19 protein-coding genes and 1 CRISPR repeat array are annotated in these 19343 nt (G+C 33.7%); of the genes, 12 read left to right on the top strand and 7 right to left on the bottom strand.

The window, feature by feature from the left end:
- Nucleotides 1-3: 3 nt before the first annotated feature.
- The gene (locus METIN_RS04045) at nucleotides 4-312 is read right to left on the bottom strand and encodes a hypothetical protein (RefSeq protein ID WP_013100220.1); all 309 of its coding nucleotides are present in this window, start codon (nucleotides 310-312) and stop codon (nucleotides 4-6) included.
- 131 nt (nucleotides 313-443) lie between these two features.
- Between METIN_RS04045 and METIN_RS04040 the strand changes: the two genes are divergently transcribed.
- Nucleotides 444-965: a TIGR00288 family NYN domain-containing protein gene (locus METIN_RS04040; RefSeq protein WP_013100219.1), complete on the top strand. Its 522-nt coding sequence runs from the start codon at nucleotides 444-446 to the stop codon at nucleotides 963-965.
- On the opposite strand, the gene METIN_RS04035 is transcribed toward METIN_RS04040, so the two are convergent.
- Nucleotides 957-2471 (bottom strand): FIST N-terminal domain-containing protein, encoded by a 1515-nt coding sequence (locus tag METIN_RS04035; RefSeq protein WP_013100218.1) that lies wholly within the window; start codon nucleotides 2469-2471, stop codon nucleotides 957-959. The genes METIN_RS04040 and METIN_RS04035 overlap by 9 nt on opposite strands.
- Before the next feature lie 82 nt (nucleotides 2472-2553).
- Between METIN_RS04035 and ehbP the strand changes: the two genes are divergently transcribed.
- Genes ehbP through cobS form a run of 3 tightly spaced genes read left to right on the top strand, consistent with a single transcriptional unit; the run spans nucleotide 2554 to nucleotide 4255 of the window.
- On the top strand, nucleotides 2554-2829 hold the full coding sequence (gene ehbP, locus METIN_RS04030; protein ID WP_013100217.1) for an energy-converting hydrogenase B subunit EhbP: 276 nt from the start codon (nucleotides 2554-2556) through the stop codon (nucleotides 2827-2829).
- Nucleotides 2826-3512 carry a TIGR02253 family HAD-type hydrolase gene (locus METIN_RS04025; protein ID WP_013100216.1) on the top strand — a complete coding sequence of 229 codons (687 nt, stop codon included), beginning with the start codon at nucleotides 2826-2828 and terminating at the stop codon, nucleotides 3510-3512. The genes ehbP and METIN_RS04025 overlap by 4 nt, the downstream gene beginning before the upstream one ends.
- Complete coding sequence (gene cobS, locus METIN_RS04020; protein WP_013100215.1) at nucleotides 3509-4255, top strand: adenosylcobinamide-GDP ribazoletransferase; 747 nt, start codon at nucleotides 3509-3511, stop codon at nucleotides 4253-4255. The genes METIN_RS04025 and cobS overlap by 4 nt, the downstream gene beginning before the upstream one ends.
- 34 nt (nucleotides 4256-4289) lie before the next feature.
- Here cobS and thsB read toward each other — a convergent pair whose 3' ends face one another.
- Nucleotides 4290-5912, bottom strand: a complete 1623-nt coding sequence (gene thsB, locus METIN_RS04015) for a thermosome subunit beta (protein ID WP_013100214.1) — start codon at nucleotides 5910-5912, stop codon at nucleotides 4290-4292.
- Between the two features lie 162 nt (nucleotides 5913-6074).
- Between thsB and minD the strand changes: the two genes are divergently transcribed.
- The 5 genes from minD to METIN_RS03990 all read left to right on the top strand — a co-directional run bounded on the left by minD (nucleotide 6075) and on the right by METIN_RS03990 (nucleotide 13060).
- Entirely contained in the window at nucleotides 6075-6851 is a 777-nt protein-coding gene (gene minD, locus METIN_RS04010; protein ID WP_013100213.1) for a cell division ATPase MinD, read from the top strand.
- Nucleotide 6852: 1 nt separating this feature from the next.
- A complete protein-coding gene (locus METIN_RS04005; protein WP_013100212.1) occupies nucleotides 6853-8550 on the top strand; it encodes an ATP-dependent DNA ligase in 1698 nt (565 codons plus the stop codon).
- A 14-nt stretch (nucleotides 8551-8564) separates the two neighbouring features.
- On the top strand, nucleotides 8565-11402 hold the full coding sequence (locus METIN_RS04000) for an intein-containing RctB family protein (RefSeq protein WP_013100211.1): 2838 nt from the start codon (nucleotides 8565-8567) through the stop codon (nucleotides 11400-11402).
- A gap of 64 nt (nucleotides 11403-11466) precedes the next feature.
- Nucleotides 11467-11688 carry an RNA chaperone Hfq gene (locus METIN_RS03995; RefSeq protein ID WP_048203370.1) on the top strand — a complete coding sequence of 74 codons (222 nt, stop codon included), beginning with the start codon at nucleotides 11467-11469 and terminating at the stop codon, nucleotides 11686-11688.
- A 484-nt stretch (nucleotides 11689-12172) separates the two neighbouring features.
- A CRISPR array of direct repeats spans nucleotides 12173-12615; the repeat unit is 30 nt; unit sequence GTAAAATAACGCCCCTAAGGGGATGGAAAC.
- 160 nt (nucleotides 12616-12775) lie between these two features.
- Nucleotides 12776-13060, top strand: coding sequence for a HesB-like protein (locus METIN_RS03990; protein WP_013100209.1), 285 nt, complete (start codon nucleotides 12776-12778; stop codon nucleotides 13058-13060).
- Between the two features lie 10 nt (nucleotides 13061-13070).
- Here the strand turns inward: METIN_RS03990 and METIN_RS03985 are convergent, their stop codons facing one another.
- From METIN_RS03985 to METIN_RS03970, 4 genes are all read right to left on the bottom strand, one after another.
- Nucleotides 13071-13682, bottom strand: a complete 612-nt coding sequence (locus METIN_RS03985; RefSeq protein WP_013100208.1) for a TIGR00296 family protein — start codon at nucleotides 13680-13682, stop codon at nucleotides 13071-13073.
- A 73-nt stretch (nucleotides 13683-13755) separates the two neighbouring features.
- Nucleotides 13756-14703: a respiratory chain complex I subunit 1 family protein gene (locus tag METIN_RS03980; RefSeq protein WP_013100207.1), complete on the bottom strand. Its 948-nt coding sequence runs from the start codon at nucleotides 14701-14703 to the stop codon at nucleotides 13756-13758.
- Nucleotides 14700-15002 carry a divalent-cation tolerance protein CutA gene (gene cutA, locus METIN_RS03975; RefSeq protein ID WP_013100206.1) on the bottom strand — a complete coding sequence of 101 codons (303 nt, stop codon included), beginning with the start codon at nucleotides 15000-15002 and terminating at the stop codon, nucleotides 14700-14702. The genes METIN_RS03980 and cutA overlap by 4 nt, the downstream gene beginning before the upstream one ends.
- On the bottom strand, nucleotides 14999-15439 hold the full coding sequence (locus METIN_RS03970; RefSeq protein ID WP_232156301.1) for an NADH-quinone oxidoreductase subunit B family protein: 441 nt from the start codon (nucleotides 15437-15439) through the stop codon (nucleotides 14999-15001). Before METIN_RS03970 ends, cutA begins: the two co-directional genes overlap by 4 nt.
- Nucleotides 15440-15545: 106 nt before the next feature.
- Between METIN_RS03970 and METIN_RS03965 the strand changes: the two genes are divergently transcribed.
- The 3 genes from METIN_RS03965 (at nucleotide 15546) to nikR (ending at nucleotide 19340) form a co-directional block, all read left to right on the top strand.
- The gene (locus METIN_RS03965; RefSeq protein ID WP_013100204.1) at nucleotides 15546-16892 is read left to right on the top strand and encodes a signal recognition particle protein Srp54; all 1347 of its coding nucleotides are present in this window, start codon (nucleotides 15546-15548) and stop codon (nucleotides 16890-16892) included.
- Nucleotides 16893-16972: 80 nt separating this feature from the next.
- Complete coding sequence (locus METIN_RS03960) at nucleotides 16973-18778, top strand: CARDB domain-containing protein (protein ID WP_013100203.1); 1806 nt, start codon at nucleotides 16973-16975, stop codon at nucleotides 18776-18778.
- 124 nt (nucleotides 18779-18902) lie between these two features.
- Nucleotides 18903-19340 (top strand): nickel-responsive transcriptional regulator NikR, encoded by a 438-nt coding sequence (nikR, locus tag METIN_RS03955; RefSeq protein WP_048203367.1) that lies wholly within the window; start codon nucleotides 18903-18905, stop codon nucleotides 19338-19340.
- Nucleotides 19341-19343 lie beyond the last annotated feature (3 nt).

The following is a 19343-nucleotide window of genomic DNA, read 5'->3' as shown; positions in this document are numbered from 1 at the left end:
ACCTTAACAAATTGTTCTATTTGTTGCTGGGAGACATAGAACTTTCTTACAGTTTGGGCAAGTAATAGTTATTTTCCCCTGCTCATAAGTAGCTTTAAAAGGTTCTTTACAAAAAGGGCATAAGTAAATTCTCCCATGAGTTTTTTTACACTCTCCAACATCTCCAACTGGAGGATACTTTCTTGTGTCAAGCTCTTCCAACTCTTTATCAGCCCTACTAATCTCAAATTCAAAGAACACCTTAACAGATTCTAAATACAGCTTAGCCACTTCTTCATTTATACAGCTTCCTCCACAGTAGGGACATTTCATTCAACCACCAAGTAGATTTAAGTATAAGAGAGGATAAAGAATAATAATTTTAATTGTGAAATTCCATATTAATTTTACTTCCTACTGTTTTTAATTTTTTTCTCTTTATAATTTTTTTGGTGATGAGGGACATGTGGAAAAAGTTGGAAAGTATCACAAGTAAAATTTATGAAAAGACTATTAAAAGAAAGGGAGGGCATAAGATAGCACTGTTAATAGATGGTCCTAACATGCTTAGGAAGGAATTTAATATTGACCTTGACAAAATTAGGGAAATCTTAAGTGAATTTGGTGACATAGTTATAGGGAGAGTTTACTTAAACCAATATGCCTCTGAGAAGCTAATTGAGGCTGTCATTAACCAAGGATTTGAACCAAAAATTTCAGCTGGTGATGTAGATGTAGAGATGGCTGTTGATGCCACTGAGTTGGTTTTTAATCCCAACATAGATACTATAGCCTATGTAACAAGAGATGCTGACTTTCTACCAGCAATAAGAAAGGCTAAAGAAAAAGGGAAAAAGATAATTGTCATAGGAGCAGAGCCAGGCTTTTCTAAGGCTTTACAGAAAATAGCTGATTATGTAATAAAAATTAATGAAGAGTTTAAATTTGAAGAGAAGAAAGAGGAGAAAAAAGAGGAATCAGAGTAGTTTTAATAGCAAATATCTTTTTAGCTTGTTCTCCACATATTTAAGGTCAAGCTCTTGATCAATCTTTTCTAAGGATTCTTTTAAGTTCTCAATTCTATATTTCTCTCCAATCTTTGAAACTATTCCTTTATTAATAAGCTTTTTTAATATAAGATCAGCCTCATACTTACTTATATTCAATTTTTTGGCAATATCTTCTAAGAATAGAGGAGAGCCTAAAAGTAAAAGAATAATTTTAATCTCAAGCTCATTAAATTCAAAAGCTTTCAAGCCTTCAATTATATTAAATTCTATACTTGAATTCTCAACCACCAAGCCAGAGAGTGTTAAGTGAGTAAAGCATCTAACCAAATCCTTAGAAAGAAGTTCTCCATAAGTTAGCCATCCATATACATTTTTGTACTTTTCAAAGTCTAAAGTTGTTGGAGAATATCTCCTAAAGTAAGGGACTTGACTATTCAAAAGCTTCTCTTTTATAAAGTTAATTCCAGCACACTCAAATAGTAAGATGGAGGGACTTTTAAAGTTCATTGTGTAGTATTCAAGCTTATCCTTTAACTTTCTTAAAAATAGGCTTAAATTAAAGGATAATAAGGATAAATAGATTCCTTCATTAACCTCTCTTGTAATCTTCAAGTATTTTCCATCAGACTCAATAATGTAAAGTGGGGCTATCTTACCATCAAGGCTTATATACCCAACAGGATGGAAGATAGAGAGGAATAGCTTATCCTCATCTAAAGTAGAGAAGCCAATACATAAGTTTTCTTCAACATAGCTCTTTGATAATCCTAAGTATTCAGCTATTCCTTCAACATATCTTTCATAAGCTGGCTTGCCATCAAGTTCATAAATTATATTTTTTTCAGACCTTGTAACTTTCATGTAAATGTTAGTTGCTTCATAACCATGAATCTGGAAGAGGTCAAATCTAAACTTTCCTCCAACAACTCCAAGGACACAGGTATTTTTTAAAATCTCACCTTTATAAATTAAAAAGGTTTTATTAAATGAGAAGTCATCTGAAGCCACTCCCCCAATTGTAGGGATACTTGAAGCCTTACAAAAGTCATTTAGTATTTTACAGCCTACATTAGGATCTTCATCCCAATCTAAAAGCATAATTCCCAAGTATTTATAACCAGCCTCAGAGATTGTTGAATATTTTCTAATTAACTCCTCTCTAATATTTTCATGTAACTCCTCTCCAGAGTTCCCAAAGGTGATGGCTGATTTAAGATGAGGAGGGAATGCATAAATTAAGATACTGTCACTATAATATTTATTATTTGAAAAAAATGTTCCTCTTACAGAACAGCCTATAACATTGTCAAGAGGAACATGCTTTCCTAACCCGGATAAGAACTCTTTAGTCTTCTCCTCATCAATGTTTGAGAACACTAAAATTAAGGATGAGCCACTAAGTTTATTTTTAATTTCACTCCCTATCCTTATCCCATCTGCATAAGGATTACTTATTATACCACAAAATCTATAAGATTCCATGTTAAGATCACCAAATAAATATAGGGCAATGTTAAGAATTTAATTAGATAAACTAAGTTAATAAAATTTATGGGTTGATATTATGCCTAAGATGTTAATCTTACCTAAGCATGTTATGGCTCTTGGAGGCTATATTAGGGAGAGAACTCTACCTTATGGAGATTATAAATTCCCATATAGGAATATAATAGTTGGCAATCCTAAGGATGAGCCTGTAAAGATAGATGTACCTGTCTATGACATCTCTTGGATAGAGAAGCATGAGAAACTTGGTTTAATAATAGTGCCAGTTAAAGAGGATGATGACTTTGTTGGCCTCTTTAATATGGTTAAAGAGAAAATAAGGTTAAGAGCATGATAAAAGGGATCTTATTTGACTTAGATGACACTCTCTATAACTCTTCAGAGTTTGTCTCTATAGCAAGAAGGGAAGCTGTAAAGTCTATGATAGATGCTGGGCTTAATGTTAGCTTAGATGAGGCTATGGAAATACTAAATAAGATAATAAAGGATAAAGGCTCTAACTATGGGAAGCACTTTGATGACCTTGTTAAGTCTGTACTTGGTAGATATGATCCAATGATCATAGCCACAGGAATTATAACCTATCACAATGTTAAAGTGGCCCTCTTAAGACCTTATCCAAATACAATAAAGACTTTAATAGAGCTGAAGAAGATGAGTTTAAAGTTAGGGGTTCTAACTGATGGGCTAACAATAAAGCAGTGGGAGAAGTTAATTAGGTTAGGAATACATACTTTTTTTGATGAGGTTATAACCTCAGAAGAGTTTGGGCTGGGGAAGCCTCACTTAGAATTTTTTAAATATGGTTTAAAGAGATTTGGCTTAAAGGGAGAAGAGGTTATATATGTTGGAGATAGGATAGATAGAGATATAGAGCCAGCTAAGAAGGTTGGAATGATAACAGTAAGGATTTTAAGGGGGAAGTATAAGGATATGGAAGGAAAAGCTGATTACACTATTAAGGATCTTTGGGAGCTAATAGAAATTGTTAAAAAATTGAGAGAAGGAGGACAATGAAGGCTTTTAAATTAGCTCTTATATTCTTTACAAGGATCCCAATCTCTACTGAGAGTTTTGATATTGAATTATTGGCTAAGCATTTTTATCTTGTTGTTCTTGTTGGCTATATATTTGGGATCTTAGGATTATTTATCTCTCTTCTCTTCTCTTTCCTTCCACCAATTCTTTTAGCAACCTTAATAATTTTTTTAGTTGAATATTTAAATGGATTTCAGCACTTAGATGGTCTCTTAGATGTTGGAGATGCTCTAATGGCATGTAAAAGTAAAGAGGAAAAAATAAAGATCTTAAAGGATACAAGGTTAGGGACTGGAGCCTTTATATATGGATTTTTTTACTTAGCCTTTTCAATATTTTCTCTATCTTATATTCTAAAAATAAATATCTTCTATATCCTAATTGTTGAAGTTCTTTCAAGATTGTCTCTCCTCACAACTGCAGTGTTTGGAGCTCCAATGAAGGAGAGTTCAGCAAAACTCTTTATTAAGAAGAGTGATATAAAGCATTTAACCTTAGGGCTTATACTAACTTTCCCACTTTTATTTTTAGCTAATGGTAGAATAGTAGCTATTCTTATTTTATCATCCATTATTATAGGAATTTTTGTAAGCTATCTTGGAAAAAAAGAGTTTGGAGGCATTAATGGAGATGTATTAGGATTCTCTAACCAGGTTGGTAGAGCTTTTTTATATCTCCTATTAACTTTTATTTATTCATTTAAATTAACCAATCTACTCTAATAAAAAAATAAAATAAAAAATTAGTTAGAGAAGTTTAGAACTCCTCATCTTCTCCTCCCATTCCTCCGCCTTTCTCTTCTCCCTTGGATTTCTCTGCAGCTATGACATCATCAATTCTTAAGAGCATAACTGACGCTTCAGTAGCTGAGTCTATAGCTTGAGTCTTAACCTTTAATGGCTCAACAACTCCTTTCTCTAACATGTTAACGACTTCTCCTTCAAAGACATCTAATCCGTAAACTTCTCCTCCTTCTTTCTCGTGAGCAGCTCTTAACTTGACTAACATGTCAATTGGATCTAATCCTGAGTTCTCGGCTAAGGTTCTTGGAATTACCTCTAATGCATCTGCGAAAGCTCTAACAGCGAGTTGCTCTCTTCCTTCTATACTTTCAGAGTATTTTCTTAATCTCTTAGCTAACTCTATCTCAGCAGCTCCTCCACCGGCTACAATTCTTCCATCCTCTAAGGCGCACTTAACAACGCCTATAGCATCTTCTAAAGCTCTTGCAACCTCTTCAACAACGTGCTCGGTTGAACCTCTTGCTAATATTGTAACTGCCTTTGGATGCTTGCAGTTTTCAACGAAGATCATTGCGTCTCCAGCAACCTTTCTCTCTTCAACTAATCCAGCCTCTCCAAGGTCTTCTGGGGTTAAGTCATCTATCTTAGTAACGATTCTTGCTCCAGTAGCCTTAGCTAATTTCTCCATATCTGACTTCTTAACTCTTCTAACTGCTAAGATTCCCTTCTTAGCTAAGTAGTGCTGAGCTAAGTCGTCAATTCCCTTCTGACAGAACACTACGTTAGCTCCAGTAGCAGCTATCTTATCAACCATATCCTTAATCATTTTCTCTTCTTGCTCGATGAACTCAATTAACTTACTTGGGTCAGTTATTCTTATCTCAGCGTCAGTTTCAGTTTCTTTAACTTCAATTGGGCAGTTTAATAATGCTATCTTAGCGTTTTCTACTTTCTTTGGCATTTGTGGGTTAACTCTCTCCTTGTCAATAACAACTCCTTTTATTAAGGTTGTTTCTTCTATTGGAGCTCCTTCCTTCTTCTCAACTTTTATTAAATCTTTATCAACTTTTCCAGTCTCTTCATCAACGACAGATCTAACAGCTTCAACGACTATTTCAGCTAACTTCTCTCTTGCCTTCTCAGCTCCTTTTCCAGTTATTGAAGTCATTGCGATTTTCTTTAACATTTCAGTGTCTTCTGGCTTAACTTCCTTAGCTATGTTCTTTAACTCCTCTATAGCCTTATTTCTTGCTAACTCATAACCGTTTATTATAACACTTGGGTGTATATTCTGATCTAACAACTCTTCAGCCTTTCTTAATAACTCTCCAGCGATAACAACAGCTGTTGTAGTTCCATCTCCAACCTCTTTCTCTTGAGTCTTAGCGACTTCAATTAACATCTTAGCAGCTGGATGTTCAACACTCATCTCTTTTAATATGGTAACTCCGTCGTTAGTAACTATTATATCTCCTAACTCATCAACTAACATCTTGTCCATTCCCTTTGGTCCTAAGGTAGTTCTTACAGTCTCAGCTATTATTCTCCCTGCCAAGATGTTCATTCTTTGAGCATCTCTTCCAACGTATCTCTTAACATTCTCTGGTAAAACTACTATTGGAGCGTTCATTGCCATCCCTATCACCTTTCACTTGGTTCTTACTTCGGTATGTATATGTTATTGTAGTAGTATATAAAGGTTTTGGTTTTGTTGTTTTAAGTATATCAATAAAGAATTAAATAGGAGAACACTTTAAACTAAAAATAACTAAAAATAAAAAGTTTGAGGTTCTTTGTTATGATTATTACCATAGCTTCAGGAAAGGGAGGGGTTGGAAAAACAACTACAACAGCCTCTTTAGCTGTGGCTTTAGCTAAGTTAGGGAAAAAAACTTTAGTTATTGATGGAGACTTATCTATGGCTAACTTAGCCATATTATTTAACTTAGATAAGAAAAAGCCAAGCTTACATGAGGTTTTAAGTGGAGAAGCAGATATTAGAGAAGCTATCTATAAGCATAAGACTGGAGTTTATGTAGTTCCAACAAGTTTAAGTTTAGAGGGCTATAAAAAGGCTGAGATAGAGCTTTTACCAGAGGTTTTAGAAGAGGTTGGGGATGAGTTTGACTACATCTTAATAGATGCTCCAGCTGGGTTAAATAGGGAGATGACTGTACACTTGGCTACAGCTGATAAACTCTTATTGGTTGTAACTCCAGAGATGTTTTCTATTGTTGATGCCTCAAGGTTAAAGGAGAGTGCTGAATCTGTTGGAACCCCTCTTTTAGGGATTGTCTTAAATAGGGTTGGGAGAGACTTTGGAGAGCTTGGGAAGGAAGAGATTGAGATGCTTATTAAAGGAAGGGTTCTTGTTGAAGTTCCTGAAGATAGGTATGTTAGAGATGCTGCCTTAAAGAAGATGACAGTTATTGAGTATAAAAAGAATGCTCCAGCATCCTTAGCCTATTTAAAGTTAGCCTCTCTAATCTCAGGAGAACCTATAAATATTGAAGTGCCAACCATTAAAAAGGAGGAAAGCTTATTTGACAGAATAAAAAGATGGCTGGGATTATAGTATGTTGTGGAAAGAAGTTTGTGAAATTTTTAACAAGATAGAGAATACAACTAAGAGGTTAGATAAGAGAGCTTACTTTATAAAATTGCTTGAGAAGGTTAAAGATCCTGAGGATTTAAAAAGAATTTGCTATATAGCCATAGGAAGAGTTTTCCCAGAGTATGATGAGAGAGAGCTTGGTGTTGGGGAGAAGTTATTGATTAATGCTATCATCTCCTCAGGAATTAATAAGGATAAGCTCTATGAGAAGATTAAAGAGACTGGAGATATTGGCTTAGCTGCTGAGAAGGCTAAGGAAGAAGGGAAGGTTAAAACTCTTCTCTTCTCTCCACTGACAGTTAAGGAGGTTTTTGAGACATTAAGGAAGGTTGCTGAGACTGAAGGAGAGGGTAGCCAGAAAAAGAAGATGAGGCTTATATCAAGCCTATTTTTAAGAGCAAGCCCAATAGAGAGGAGATACTTAGCAAGGCTTATTTTAGGAGACATGAGGATAGGAATGAACATTCCCACAGTTTTAGAAGCTCTTTCCATTTATTTCAATGTCCCTAAAGAGAAGTTAGAAAAAATTTATGCTGTAACTAATGACATTGGTTTATTGGCTGAGAAGTTAATGAAGAATGAGCTTGATGATAAAGAACTTAACATTAAGTTATTTAGACCAATAAAACCTATGCTTGCTCAGCTGGCTCCTTCAATAGAGGAAGCTATTATAGAGATGGGACATCCTCAGTTTGAAACCAAGTATGATGGAGCAAGGATCCAGATACATAAGAAGGGAGATAAGGTTAAAATTTACAGTAGAAAGTTGGAAGATGTTACCCATGCCTTGCCAGAGATTGTTAATGAGATAAAGAAGTTTAAACATGACTTAATTGTTGAAGGTGAGTGTGTAGCCATAGAGGAAGGAAGACCAAGGCCTTTTCAAGACATACTAAGGAGATTTAGAAGGAAACATGATATTGGAAAGGCTATGAAAAAGATTAACTTAAGGGCTTATCTATTTGACTTACTATATAAGGATGGAGAATCTTACATAGATAAACCTTTTAAAGAGAGAAGGAAAGCTTTAGAAGAGCTTGTAGGATATGAGAATGATTGGAGGAAAGAGAGGGAGAGGATAGAGAGGGAATTAAAGGAGGATAAGAAGATAGATATCTCTTATAAGTTGGTAACTAATGACCCAAGAGAGGCTAAAGAGTTTTATAAGTGGTCTCTATCTATAGGACATGAGGGAGTTATGATCAAAAATTTAAATGCTCCTTACACTCCAGGGAGTAGAGTAAGAACTATGTATAAATTTAAACCTACCTTAGAAAACTTAGATGTTGTCATAACAAAGGCTAAGAGAGGAATGGGAAAGAGAAAGGATTGGTATGGCTCTTTTGAGATTTGTGTTAAAGATAAAGATGGGAATTTACAGCCTATAGGTTATGTGGGAACTGGCTTAACTGAAGAGGATTTACAGATGCTTAAGGAGATGATTGATAAGATAGTTGTTAAAGACCTTGGAGATGAGGTTATAGTTAAGCCAGAGATTGTTGTTGAAGTGGCTTATGAAGAGATTCAGAAATCTGATAAATACCCCTGTGGCTATGCTCTCAGATTTCCAAGAATTGTTAGGTTTAGGTTTGATAAGAGTATAGAGGATATAAATACACTTGAAGATGTTGAGAGAATTTACAAGCTTCAGAGAAAGTAAAAGGGTGGTTAAGGATGAAAGAGATTTTAAAGAGAGTGGGTGAGGTTGTTTGGGAATTGCCTAAGGATTATAAAGAATGTATGAGAGTTCCAGGGAGAATTTACTTAAATGAGATTTTATTGGATGAGCTTGAGAGTGAAGTTTTAGAGCAAATAGCTAATGTCTCTTGCCTACCTGGAATTTATAAATATTCTATAGCTATGCCAGATGTTCATTATGGCTATGGCTTCTGTATTGGAGGGGTTGCTGCCTTTGATCAAAAAAATGGAATTATAAGCCCTGGTGGAGTTGGATTTGATATCAACTGCCTATCTGAGGATAGTAAAGTTCTAACAGAGGAGGGATATTGGATAAAAATTAAGGAGCTTAAAGAAAATCTTAGAGAGAGGCTTAAGATATATAATATAGAAGAAGGTAGAGAAAGCTTTTCTAATATTCTCTTTATTTCTGAGAGAGAGGGAGATGGTAAAATAATTATGATAAAAACAAGGAGTGGAAAGGTTTTAAAGGGAAGTCCTGATCATCCAATTTTAACAATTAATGGATATGTTCCAATGGGAATGATAAGAGAGGGAGATAAAGTAGTGGTTTATCCTTTTGAAGGGGTTGAGTATGAAGAGCCTTCTGATAAAATAATATTGGATGAAGAAGACTTTAAAGATTGTGATAAGCAAATAATTAAATATCTAAAGGATAGGGGATTGATCCCTCTAAGAATGAATCATGAGAAGATAGGAATAATTGCAAGATTGTTAGGGTTTGCCTTAGGAGATGGAATTATTGTTAGAGAAAAAACTGGAAAGTTGTATTTGGCATTCTATGGGAAGAAAGAGGAGTTATTAGAGGTTAAAAAAGATTTAGAAAAGTTAGGAATAAAAGCTTCAAAAATATACAATAAGAAAGAAGATAACTTTATAAAGGTATCATCTAAGGCTTTTGCCTTATTCATGCATAAGCTTGGAATGCCAATAGGAAAAAAGACTGAAGTTTCTTATAAAGTTCCTGAGTGGATAAAGGAGGCTCCACTTTGGATTAAAAGAAATTTCTTAGCAGGATTGTTTGGAGCTGATGGTAGCAAGATTTTCTTTAAAAGATACACTCCTCTACCAATCTCACTTACACAGTCTAAGATAAGTTCCCTTAAAGAAAATCTCCTATCCTACTTAGAAGACATTAGAGAGATTCTCTTAGAGTTTGGAGTTGAGAGTATAATTTATGAAATTAAGGCTCTGGAAAATAGAGTTTCTTATAGGCTATCTATTGTGAATGAAGAAAGTATAAAGCAATTCTTAGGGAAAGTAGGTTATGAATACTCAAAAGACAAGAAAGAGGAAGGATTGTTAGCTTATGCATATCTAAAATATAAAGAATATGTTAAAGCCATAAGAAAGAAGGCTATAAAAAAGGCTATAGAGCTTTATGAACATAAAAGTCTTTCTAATGTTTATTCCTCTATTAAGAATACGTGGGTAAATAGAAGATTTATAGAGAGGGTAATTTATGAAAAAGTAGAAAATGTTAGAGTACCAAAGAACTTTTTAACATATAAAGAGTTTGTAAAAGAGTATGGAGTTATGGGAGGATTTGTTTTAGATGAAGTTGAGAAGATAGAAGTAATCCCATATAACTCTAAGTTGTATGACATCTCTATAGTAGATAAAGCCCATAACTTCATAGCTAATGGAATTGTTGTTCATAACTGTGGAGTTAGACTAATAAGAACTAATTTAACAAGAGAAGAGGTTGAACCAAAAATAAAGGAGTTGGTTAAAACACTATTCAGGAATGTTCCTTCAGGTTTAGGTAGTAAAGGAATTATAAAGTTTAGTAAGGATGTTATGGATGATGTTTTAGAGGAAGGGGCTAAGTGGGCTGTTAAAGAGGGCTTTGGTTGGAAAGAGGATATAAAATATATTGAAGAAAATGGTTGTATGGAAGATGCTGACTCTTCCTATGTGTCTGAAAAGGCTAAAGATAGAGGAAGAGCTCAGCTTGGATCCTTAGGAAGTGGAAACCACTTCTTAGAGGTTCAGTATGTTGAACAAATATTTGATGAAGAGGCAGCTGAAGCTTATGGGTTATTTAAAGATCAGGTTGTTATCCTTGTCCATACTGGATCAAGGGGGTTAGGACATCAGGTTTGTACTGACTATTTAAAAATCTTGGAGAAGGCTTATAAGAAGTATAACATCTCTATCCCAGATAGACAGTTAGCCTGTGCTCCATTTGAATCTGAAGAGGGACAAGCTTACTATAAGGCTATGTGTTGCTCTGCAAACTATGCATGGGCTAATAGGCAGATGATAACTCACTGGGTTAGGGAAAGCTTTGAAGAAGTGTTTAAGATACATGCTGAAGACTTGGAGATGGAAATAGTTTATGATGTAGCCCACAACATAGCTAAGAAGGAAGAGCATAGAATTGAGAAGAAAAAAGTTAAAGTTGTAGTCCATAGAAAAGGAGCTACAAGAGCCTTCCCTCCTGGGCATGAGGTTTTACCAAAAGACTATAAAGATATTGGCCAGCCTGTCCTCTTACCAGGAGACATGGGAACAGCTTCCTATGTTATGAAAGGGACAGAGAAGGCTATGGAAGAAACCTTTGGATCAACTGCCCATGGGGCTGGGAGGAAGTTGAGTAGAGCAAAGGCATTAAAGTTATGGAGAGGCTCAGAGATAAAAAGAAGGCTGGAAGAGATGGGAATTATAGCGTTAAGTGACTCTAAGGCTGTCTTAGCTGAAGAAGCCCCTGAGGCTTATAAAAGTATAGACTTAGTAGCTGACACCTGTCATAAGGCTGGAATTTCTTTAAAGGTTGCAAGAATGAAACCTATGGGAGTGGTTAAAGGTTAAGTTTATATATCACTTCATAAATTTTAAGAAGCTAATTTTTAATTTAAGTTAAATGGTGAAGAAAATGAATAATAAGGGAAAAAGAAATACTCAAAAAAAGCAAATACAAAATTTTGAGTATGCAAGGAAGTTAAGAGGGAAGAATGTTAAAATATTCTTAAGGAATGGAGAAGTGTTAGATGCTGAGGTTACAGGAGTCTCAAACTATGAGATAATAGTTAAGGTTGAAAATAGAAATTTATTAATTTTCAAGCATGCCATTGACTACATTGAGTTCCAGCCTTAAGTTTTTTTGAATGTTTGGGTAAGTTCTATTCTATATTTTTTTTAACTAATTTTATTCAGATTTTTTTTACTCTTTTAGGTGTGAATGTTTATAATTTATTTTAGGTTATTTTAGAGTTTTATCTTGTTTAAAGTTTTTGTTTTTAGGTTTTTGTTGTTTTTAGATGATTTTGTTGGTTTTTATTTGGTTTTTAGTTGGCTTCGGAGGGTAGCTTAATGTTATTAATTTGAATATTCGGTTTTTGTGAATTATTGGGCTTTTTTAGTTTTTTGGGTTATTTATTTTTAGAATTTTATTTTCCCTTTGGAAATTTCGTTTTTGGTTTAGAGGTTTGGTTTTATTTTAGTATTAAGGAAAGTAAAGGTTTTTATCAAACTTCGGATCTTTTTAGATAAATAGAAGAACCTAACCTTCAGTCTGTTGATTAGGGATAAAGCTTATATACTATAAGAGCAAATGATATAAACAAGCAAAATTTTGCCTTGTAAAATAACGCCCCTAAGGGGATGGAAACAATTAAATATTCTAATTTCTATGGTTTTTAATGAACTTGTAAAATAACGCCTCTAAGGGGATGGAAACATAAAGTAGTATTCTTTATTTTTTAACTTATAAAGGTAAAATAACGCCCCTAAGGGGATGGAAACCTAAGTAATTAACCGACAAAACAATAAATGGGTGGTAAGTAAAATAACGCCCCTAAGGGGATGGAAACTTTGGATTTATTCAAAAGTTATCAATTGAAAAATTTAAATAGTAAAATAACGCCCCTAAGGGGATGGAAACAAATTTTAGCTTCTCAACAACTGACAAATCCAATATTACATTAGTAAAATAACGCCCCTAAGGGGATGGAAACATCGTAATAGTATGTCTCCTTTAAATGCTCTAACAAAAGTAAAATAACGCCCCTAAGGGGATGGAAACAATCTGAAAGTTACACTCTAACATATAAATTAATAAACTCAAATAAAAACCACATCAATGTCCATAATTATTAATTTTCTTAATATATGTTCATAATATTGCCACAACCATAAACTTAATATATAAGAAATGCTAAGTTAATACGTAGAGGTGGTAAAAGATGAAGGTTGAGATAAGTAATGATGCTAAAAATTTCATCTTGGAGAAGTTAAAGAAAAAAGGTTCAGATAGTGTAATAATTTACTTTGATGGCTTTGGATGATGTGGCCCAAGGTTTGGGGTAGCCATTGCTGAGCCTAAGGAAGATGATAAGTTAATTTATGACAATGAATTTAAAATCTTCTTAGATAAAGTGGCTCAGCAATGGCTTAGTAGTGTAAAGATAGAGCTTAAAAGAAGCTTATTTGGTAAGTACTTAAAAGTTGGTAACAGTAGAGATTGCTAACCGGGAACCTCTAATGAGGACCGGTTAGCTTCTTTTCAACTATTTTTCCTCTTGGTTCAAGCTCTTCAAAAATTTGAGCTTGGAATTTGTAAATTTTAACTCCTTCTACTAACCACATATCTGGAGGTAAGCCTGCTTTTAAGCAGAGATGGGCTAAAAATTCTTCAACATCCCAGCCATACTCAACAGGAACCTGTGGGAGGAGTAAGCCTCTGTAAGGGCCATACTCAATAATTAGCCCATCCTCTCCAATCTTTATTTTTTCTAAGTATTCTTTTGGATTACTAACCTCTATAAGCTGTGGAGGGGTTAAGATACTAACCTCTATTACAATATGATCCATCTCCTCTAAGGTAACTGGTGGAAATCTTGGATCCCTTATTGACCCTAAGGCTGCTTCTCTTAAAGCTTCAATCAGTGGCATAATTGGCTCAGGAATTCCGATACAGCCTCTTAACTCCCTCTCTGGATATGTGTGGAGAGTACAAAAGCACCCTCTTTTTTCATTGAAAATTTCAGGATAGCTTTCTAAAATAAGCTCTTTTCCAGATAAATGAGATTCTATAACAGCCCTTGCATATCTAACTGCAAATTCTCCTTCTTCTAAGGTTAGAAGTCTCATTCTCTCACCAAAAAAATTTTAGGTTGGCTCAGCTGTCCCAGGCTTCATCATCAGTCAGAGTTAAAAGTTTTCATCATTGCCAGAGTAGTGCTAAGAGAAACCCAACTGAGCCAAGAAGTGTGGCTATAAATGATATATGGTAAAGATGTTTAAATAACAGCATTGGAGAGAATGCCCTAACTACAGCAGCCATAATTGGGAAAGTTAAGGCTATGGCAAAGTTAATAGCAAGGTTAATTAAAGAATCTGGTGGAATGCCAAGGTATAAGGTTGTAAATAAAATTCCTAAGGTTATTAGAAGTAACTCCTTTAGAGCTAAGTAGAAGGTTCTAAACTTTCCCATCAACTCCATAGTAGGGCCTTCTATAATATCTACTTTAGCATGGGTTATAGAGAAAGGATATTCTCTTAAAGCTATAATATACCCAATAAAGAAGGTTATGGCTCCAAAAATGCCAGCTAAGGAGAGGATAAAAGGTTTCCCTATAATGCTGTCTAAGAATATGGTTTTCTCATTCACAAATGGTAGGAAGATAGCTAAGTATAGTGGGAAGGATGTTATAGTTATCATCTTAAAGCTCCTTATTGCTCCAAGTTGTTCAAGGGACAACTTAGTTACTTCATAAACCTTAGCTCCTAAGCACTCATCAATATATGGCATTCTATAACCCATAATGGAACAGGAAAGAGAGCCTAAGATGATGTACATCATCTCCTCTATCTTTAGAAGACCTAAGATAACAATAATATTTGATAACACTTTGATATTGTAGAAGGAGCATGAGTAAATAATAACTATAAGGACTAAAATAGAGAGGATTGGAAGATAGTTATAAAGCTTAGGCAACTTACTATCTGGATTTCTACACTCCTTAAATAGAAATTTAAAAAATGCCCAAAATCCTGGGGCTAAGATACTTGGTCCTATCCTCTGTTGAATTCTTGCCTCAATCTTTCTCTGAATTCCTGGGAGATAGGTAGAGAGGGCAAAGGCAATTATTGGAGCTAAGAACTTTATCATTCAGTCACCTTCTTTAACCAATCTAAGTATTCATCATTGGCATTAACTTTAAACCAAATAATGGCTGGCACTGAATAGGGATGAAGCTTTTTTAACTCCTCTATAACCTTATCTTTCAGCTCATCCCTTGTTTTTAAAATAGCTCCTATTTCTTCATCTTCCTCTATCTTTCCCTCCCACCAATATAAGGCAAGATGCTCTCTTAAGTTTACACAACCAACTAATTTTTTCTCCAATAGAGCTTTACAAACCTCTTTAGCCTTCTCCATATTTGGAAATGTTGTATATATAATGATCATCTTTCCACCACCAAGGGAATAGCTTTAACTATCCCACTTATTATATCCTCTGGCCTTGGAGCACAGCCAGGAACTTTAACATCAACAGGAATAATATTTTCAACAGGCCCAGCAACAAAGTCAGAGGTTCCTAAGTCTCCACCTATATTTTTATATACTCCTCCAGTTAAGGCACAGCTTCCAATGGCTACAACAGCCTTAGGCTCAGGAATCTTCTCATAAATTTTCCTTAAGCTTTCCTTAACAAATTTTGTTACACAACCACTAACTATTAAGATATCTGTTTCCCTTGGATTGAAGGTTAAAAAAACATTATATTGCTCAGCATCATAGTAAGGAGAGAAAACAGCATTAACAGCTTCAATATCACAACCATTACAACCTCCAGTATAGACAAGCATGACATGAATACACTTCTTCCTTGAAATCTTTTTCATGAGGATCACTAAGTAATTTATCATTAATAATAATGACAAATGTATTATATAAATATTTTAGAGGCTTAACAATTAAATAGTCTTAACAATAAGGAAGGGGGAGAGCATGTTAGAAAAACTTAGTGAGAACTTAAACAAGGCAATAAATAAAATAAAAAATGCCATGTTTGTGGATAAAAAGCTAATAAAGGAGGTTGTTAAAGATATCCAAAGAGCCTTAATACAGGCTGATGTTAATGTCAAGTTGGTTCTAAAAATAACCAAAGAGATAGAGAGGAGAGCCTTAGAGGAAGAGCCTCCTAAAGGCTTCTCAAAGAAAGAGCATATTATTAAGATAGTCTATGAAGAGCTTGTCAAACTTTTAGGAGAAGAGGCTAAGCCATTAAAGATAGAGCCTGGTAGGAGAAATGTTATTATGCTTGTTGGTATTCAGGGGAGTGGAAAGACTACAACAGCAGCTAAGTTGGCTAAATATTTAAAAAAGAAAGGTTATAGAGTTGGGCTAATAGCAGCTGACACTTATAGACCAGCAGCTTATGAACAATTAAAGCAACTTGCTGAAAAGATAGATGTGCCAATATATGGAGATCTAAGTAAGAAGCCAGAAGATATAGTTAAAGAAGGACTAAATAAATTTAAAAATGTTGATGTAGTAATTATTGATACAGCTGGAAGGCATAAGGAGGAGAAGGGGTTATTAGAGGAGATGAAAAGAATTAAAGAGATCTCTAACCCTGATGAAATCATGTTAGTTATTGATGGAACCATTGGACAACAGGCAAGGGTTCAGGCCAAAGCTTTTAAAGATGCTGTTGGAGAGATTGGAAGTATAATAGTTACTAAGTTAGATGGTTCAGCTAAAGGGGGAGGAGCATTAAGTGCTGTTGCTGAAACTAAGGCTCCAATAAAGTTTATTGGTACTGGAGAGAAGATAGATGACTTTGAAGAGTTTGACCCTAAGAAGTTTATTTCAAGACTCTTAGGCTTAGGAGACTTAGACACTTTACTCAAAAAAGCTGATGAAATTATAGATGAGAAGGCTGAGGAGAGTGTAGAAGCTATAATGAGGGGTAAGTTTACATTGAATGAGCTTAAGGCTCAGTTGGAAGCTATTGAAAATATGGGCTCAATGAAAAAAATCTTAAGTATGATCCCTGGCTTAAGTGGAATGCCTAAAGAGCTCTCACATCTAACAGAGGCTAAGATAAAGAGATATAAGGTTATTATTGACTCTATGACAATGGAGGAGAGAGAAAATCCTAAGATAATTAAAGCCTCAAGGATCAGAAGAATAGCAAGAGGCTCAGGCTCTTCTGAGAGTGAAGTTAAGGAAGTTTTAAGATACTATGAAACTACAAAGAATGCTATAGAAAAGTTGAGAAAGGGGAAGATGTTAAGAGTTGGAGGACCTTTAGGACAAATATTAAGGCAATTAATGTTTAAAGATATTTAAATTTAGTGATAAATATTTTTATATACCTCTTTTTATAAACTATTGATTTATAGTAGTATATATAATTTATGGTGATGCCTATGAGAGGACAGCTATCTTTAGAATTTGTAATTTTAATGTTATTGGCTATCTTAGGAGGAGCTATTGTAACTACTCAACTTGTACAGCCAGCTAAAGATTTAAATTTATCCTCTGAACCAGCTAAAAAAGATATTATAGGAGTATTTTTAGGTCCAGGTTCTTTAACATCAAATTCTGGAACTGGACAGGAAAATGGTAGTATAATAAATGAGCAGCAAGAAAATAATAATAGTGACAATACAAATAACGAGACTAATCAAAACTCAACTGAACAGAATAATGGAGAACAAGAGGATAATATCACTAAACTACCAGATCTAACTGTAAGTATTTCTGCATATTATGAAAACGGCTCTTTATGCTGTCATGGAAAACATAGAGTTAGAAATAGGGGTGAGAATCAACAACTACAGAATAGATTTAGACATGGAAAAATTAAAGTTGGAGATAAAATTATTATTAAAATAAAAGTATCAAATATCGGTTCAGCTGACGTTAATAAGACATTTTGGGTTAGAATTTATGAAGGAACAAGTAATAGAACAATTGCAACATTTCCTATTAATGGATCAAAAGTAAATGAAACTGTAGCATTTAACTTTACAGTAAATGTAACAAAAGACGGATTAAAATGTGGTAAGTGTTACTGTCATAGATATAGATATAGATATGGATATGGAGATGGATATAGAAATTGTTATGGAAATGGGTGTAGTATAAGCATGTTAGGAAATGAATATAGTATAATAGCATATGTTGATTACAACAATATAGTCAAAGAAAGCAACGAATCTAATAACATTGATTATGTAATTTTAAAATATGTTAATACTACTAACAATAACGATTCTAATGATGACAACAATTCTGAAATAATACCAGGAAACTCGTCATATTTAAGTATTAGTGTTGGTAAGTATTCATTTATCTCCTTAAAAAAAGATATAATACCTAATGGAACATACAAATCTGGTAATATTAACATTGTGGTGAATAAAAACAATATCGGTAAGTATAATGCAAACGGAACGATCTGGGGAGATATAAAAACTGATGATGGTGATAAAAATAACAAAGCAGAATTATACTTTGGTAATTTATACTATATAAAAAATGTGTATTTTAGTTATATACACCCCTATAGTCATACAGAATTTATAGGAAATATTATCCATAATGTGTCAATTAATAATAACATAGATAACAATGCAGAAGTTTTATTTGACAGCACTAATATAGACGAACTAAAGATAAGCAATCTTAATAGTGAAAACTCAAAAGTAGACATCATTAATTCGGAAGTTAAAAATATACAAATTGAATGTATAGATAGTACTGCTAAATTGTTAATTAATAATTCTAATATAGGTAATATAAACATTAAAAATATTAATAACCAAAATTCAGAACTTATCATATCTAAATCAAATGTCTATAACTGTATAAATATTAACAATTTAGATTCAAAGATAACTATTAAAGATGGATCTACTATTGACACACTAATTATTAATGAGAGTATTAAAGGAAAGCTTATATTAAGTAATAATTCAAAAATTAAATGTTTAGAAATTTATGGAAATTTAGATGGGAAGGTAATAATTAATAGAAGTCTCATAACACTATTGTACATTAAAGGTAATGTAAATAGCAATGCAAGGATTGAAATAATTGACAATTCAAATATTTACAACTTAATAATTAACAAATATGATGGTGGAGCAAAAATTATAATAGAAGACAATTCAGATGTTAATATAACCAATTCAGTAGCTGAAAAAATAATAAACAGTAGTAACCCATAACCTCTTTTTCTCTTTTCATCAAAAATTTACAAAATTAATATAACTATTTTTATATAACTTTAGCAACTATAATATTATAAAGTAATATTTTCACCTAAGCTAAATATTATAAATGGTGACAGTGATGGCTGAGAATGATAGAAGTATGGAAAGAATTTCTATAAGTATTCCTGCTAAGTTATTAAAAGAATTTGATGAAGTTATTTCAGAAAAGGGTTATGCAAGTAGAAGTGAAGCTATAAGGGATGCTATAAGAGACTATATTACTAAATATAAGTGGCTTCAGAGTATGGAAGGAGAGAGGGCTGGGAGTGTTAGTGTCATCTATGACCATAATTCTCCTGATGTGATGGGAAAGGTTATAGATATTCAACATGAATTTTCAGATATTATTGTTGCTACCCTTCACATACACTTAGATAAAGACCACTGCTTAGAAACCATCTTAGTTAAAGGAGATGCTAAAAAAATTAGAGAGATGGCAAATAAGTTAAGTGCCACTAAGGGAGTTAAGTTAGTAAGAGTTAGTGTTATGTCTCCTGGAGGGAATGTTCCTGAATAAAAT

This window comes from Methanocaldococcus infernus ME (genome assembly GCF_000092305.1).
Lineage (GTDB): Archaea > AGJL01 > Methanococci > Methanococcales > Methanocaldococcaceae > Methanocaldococcus > Methanocaldococcus infernus.
The sequence above is the reverse complement of the archived record's forward strand: the minus strand, read 5'-3'. Positions and strand labels throughout refer to the sequence as shown.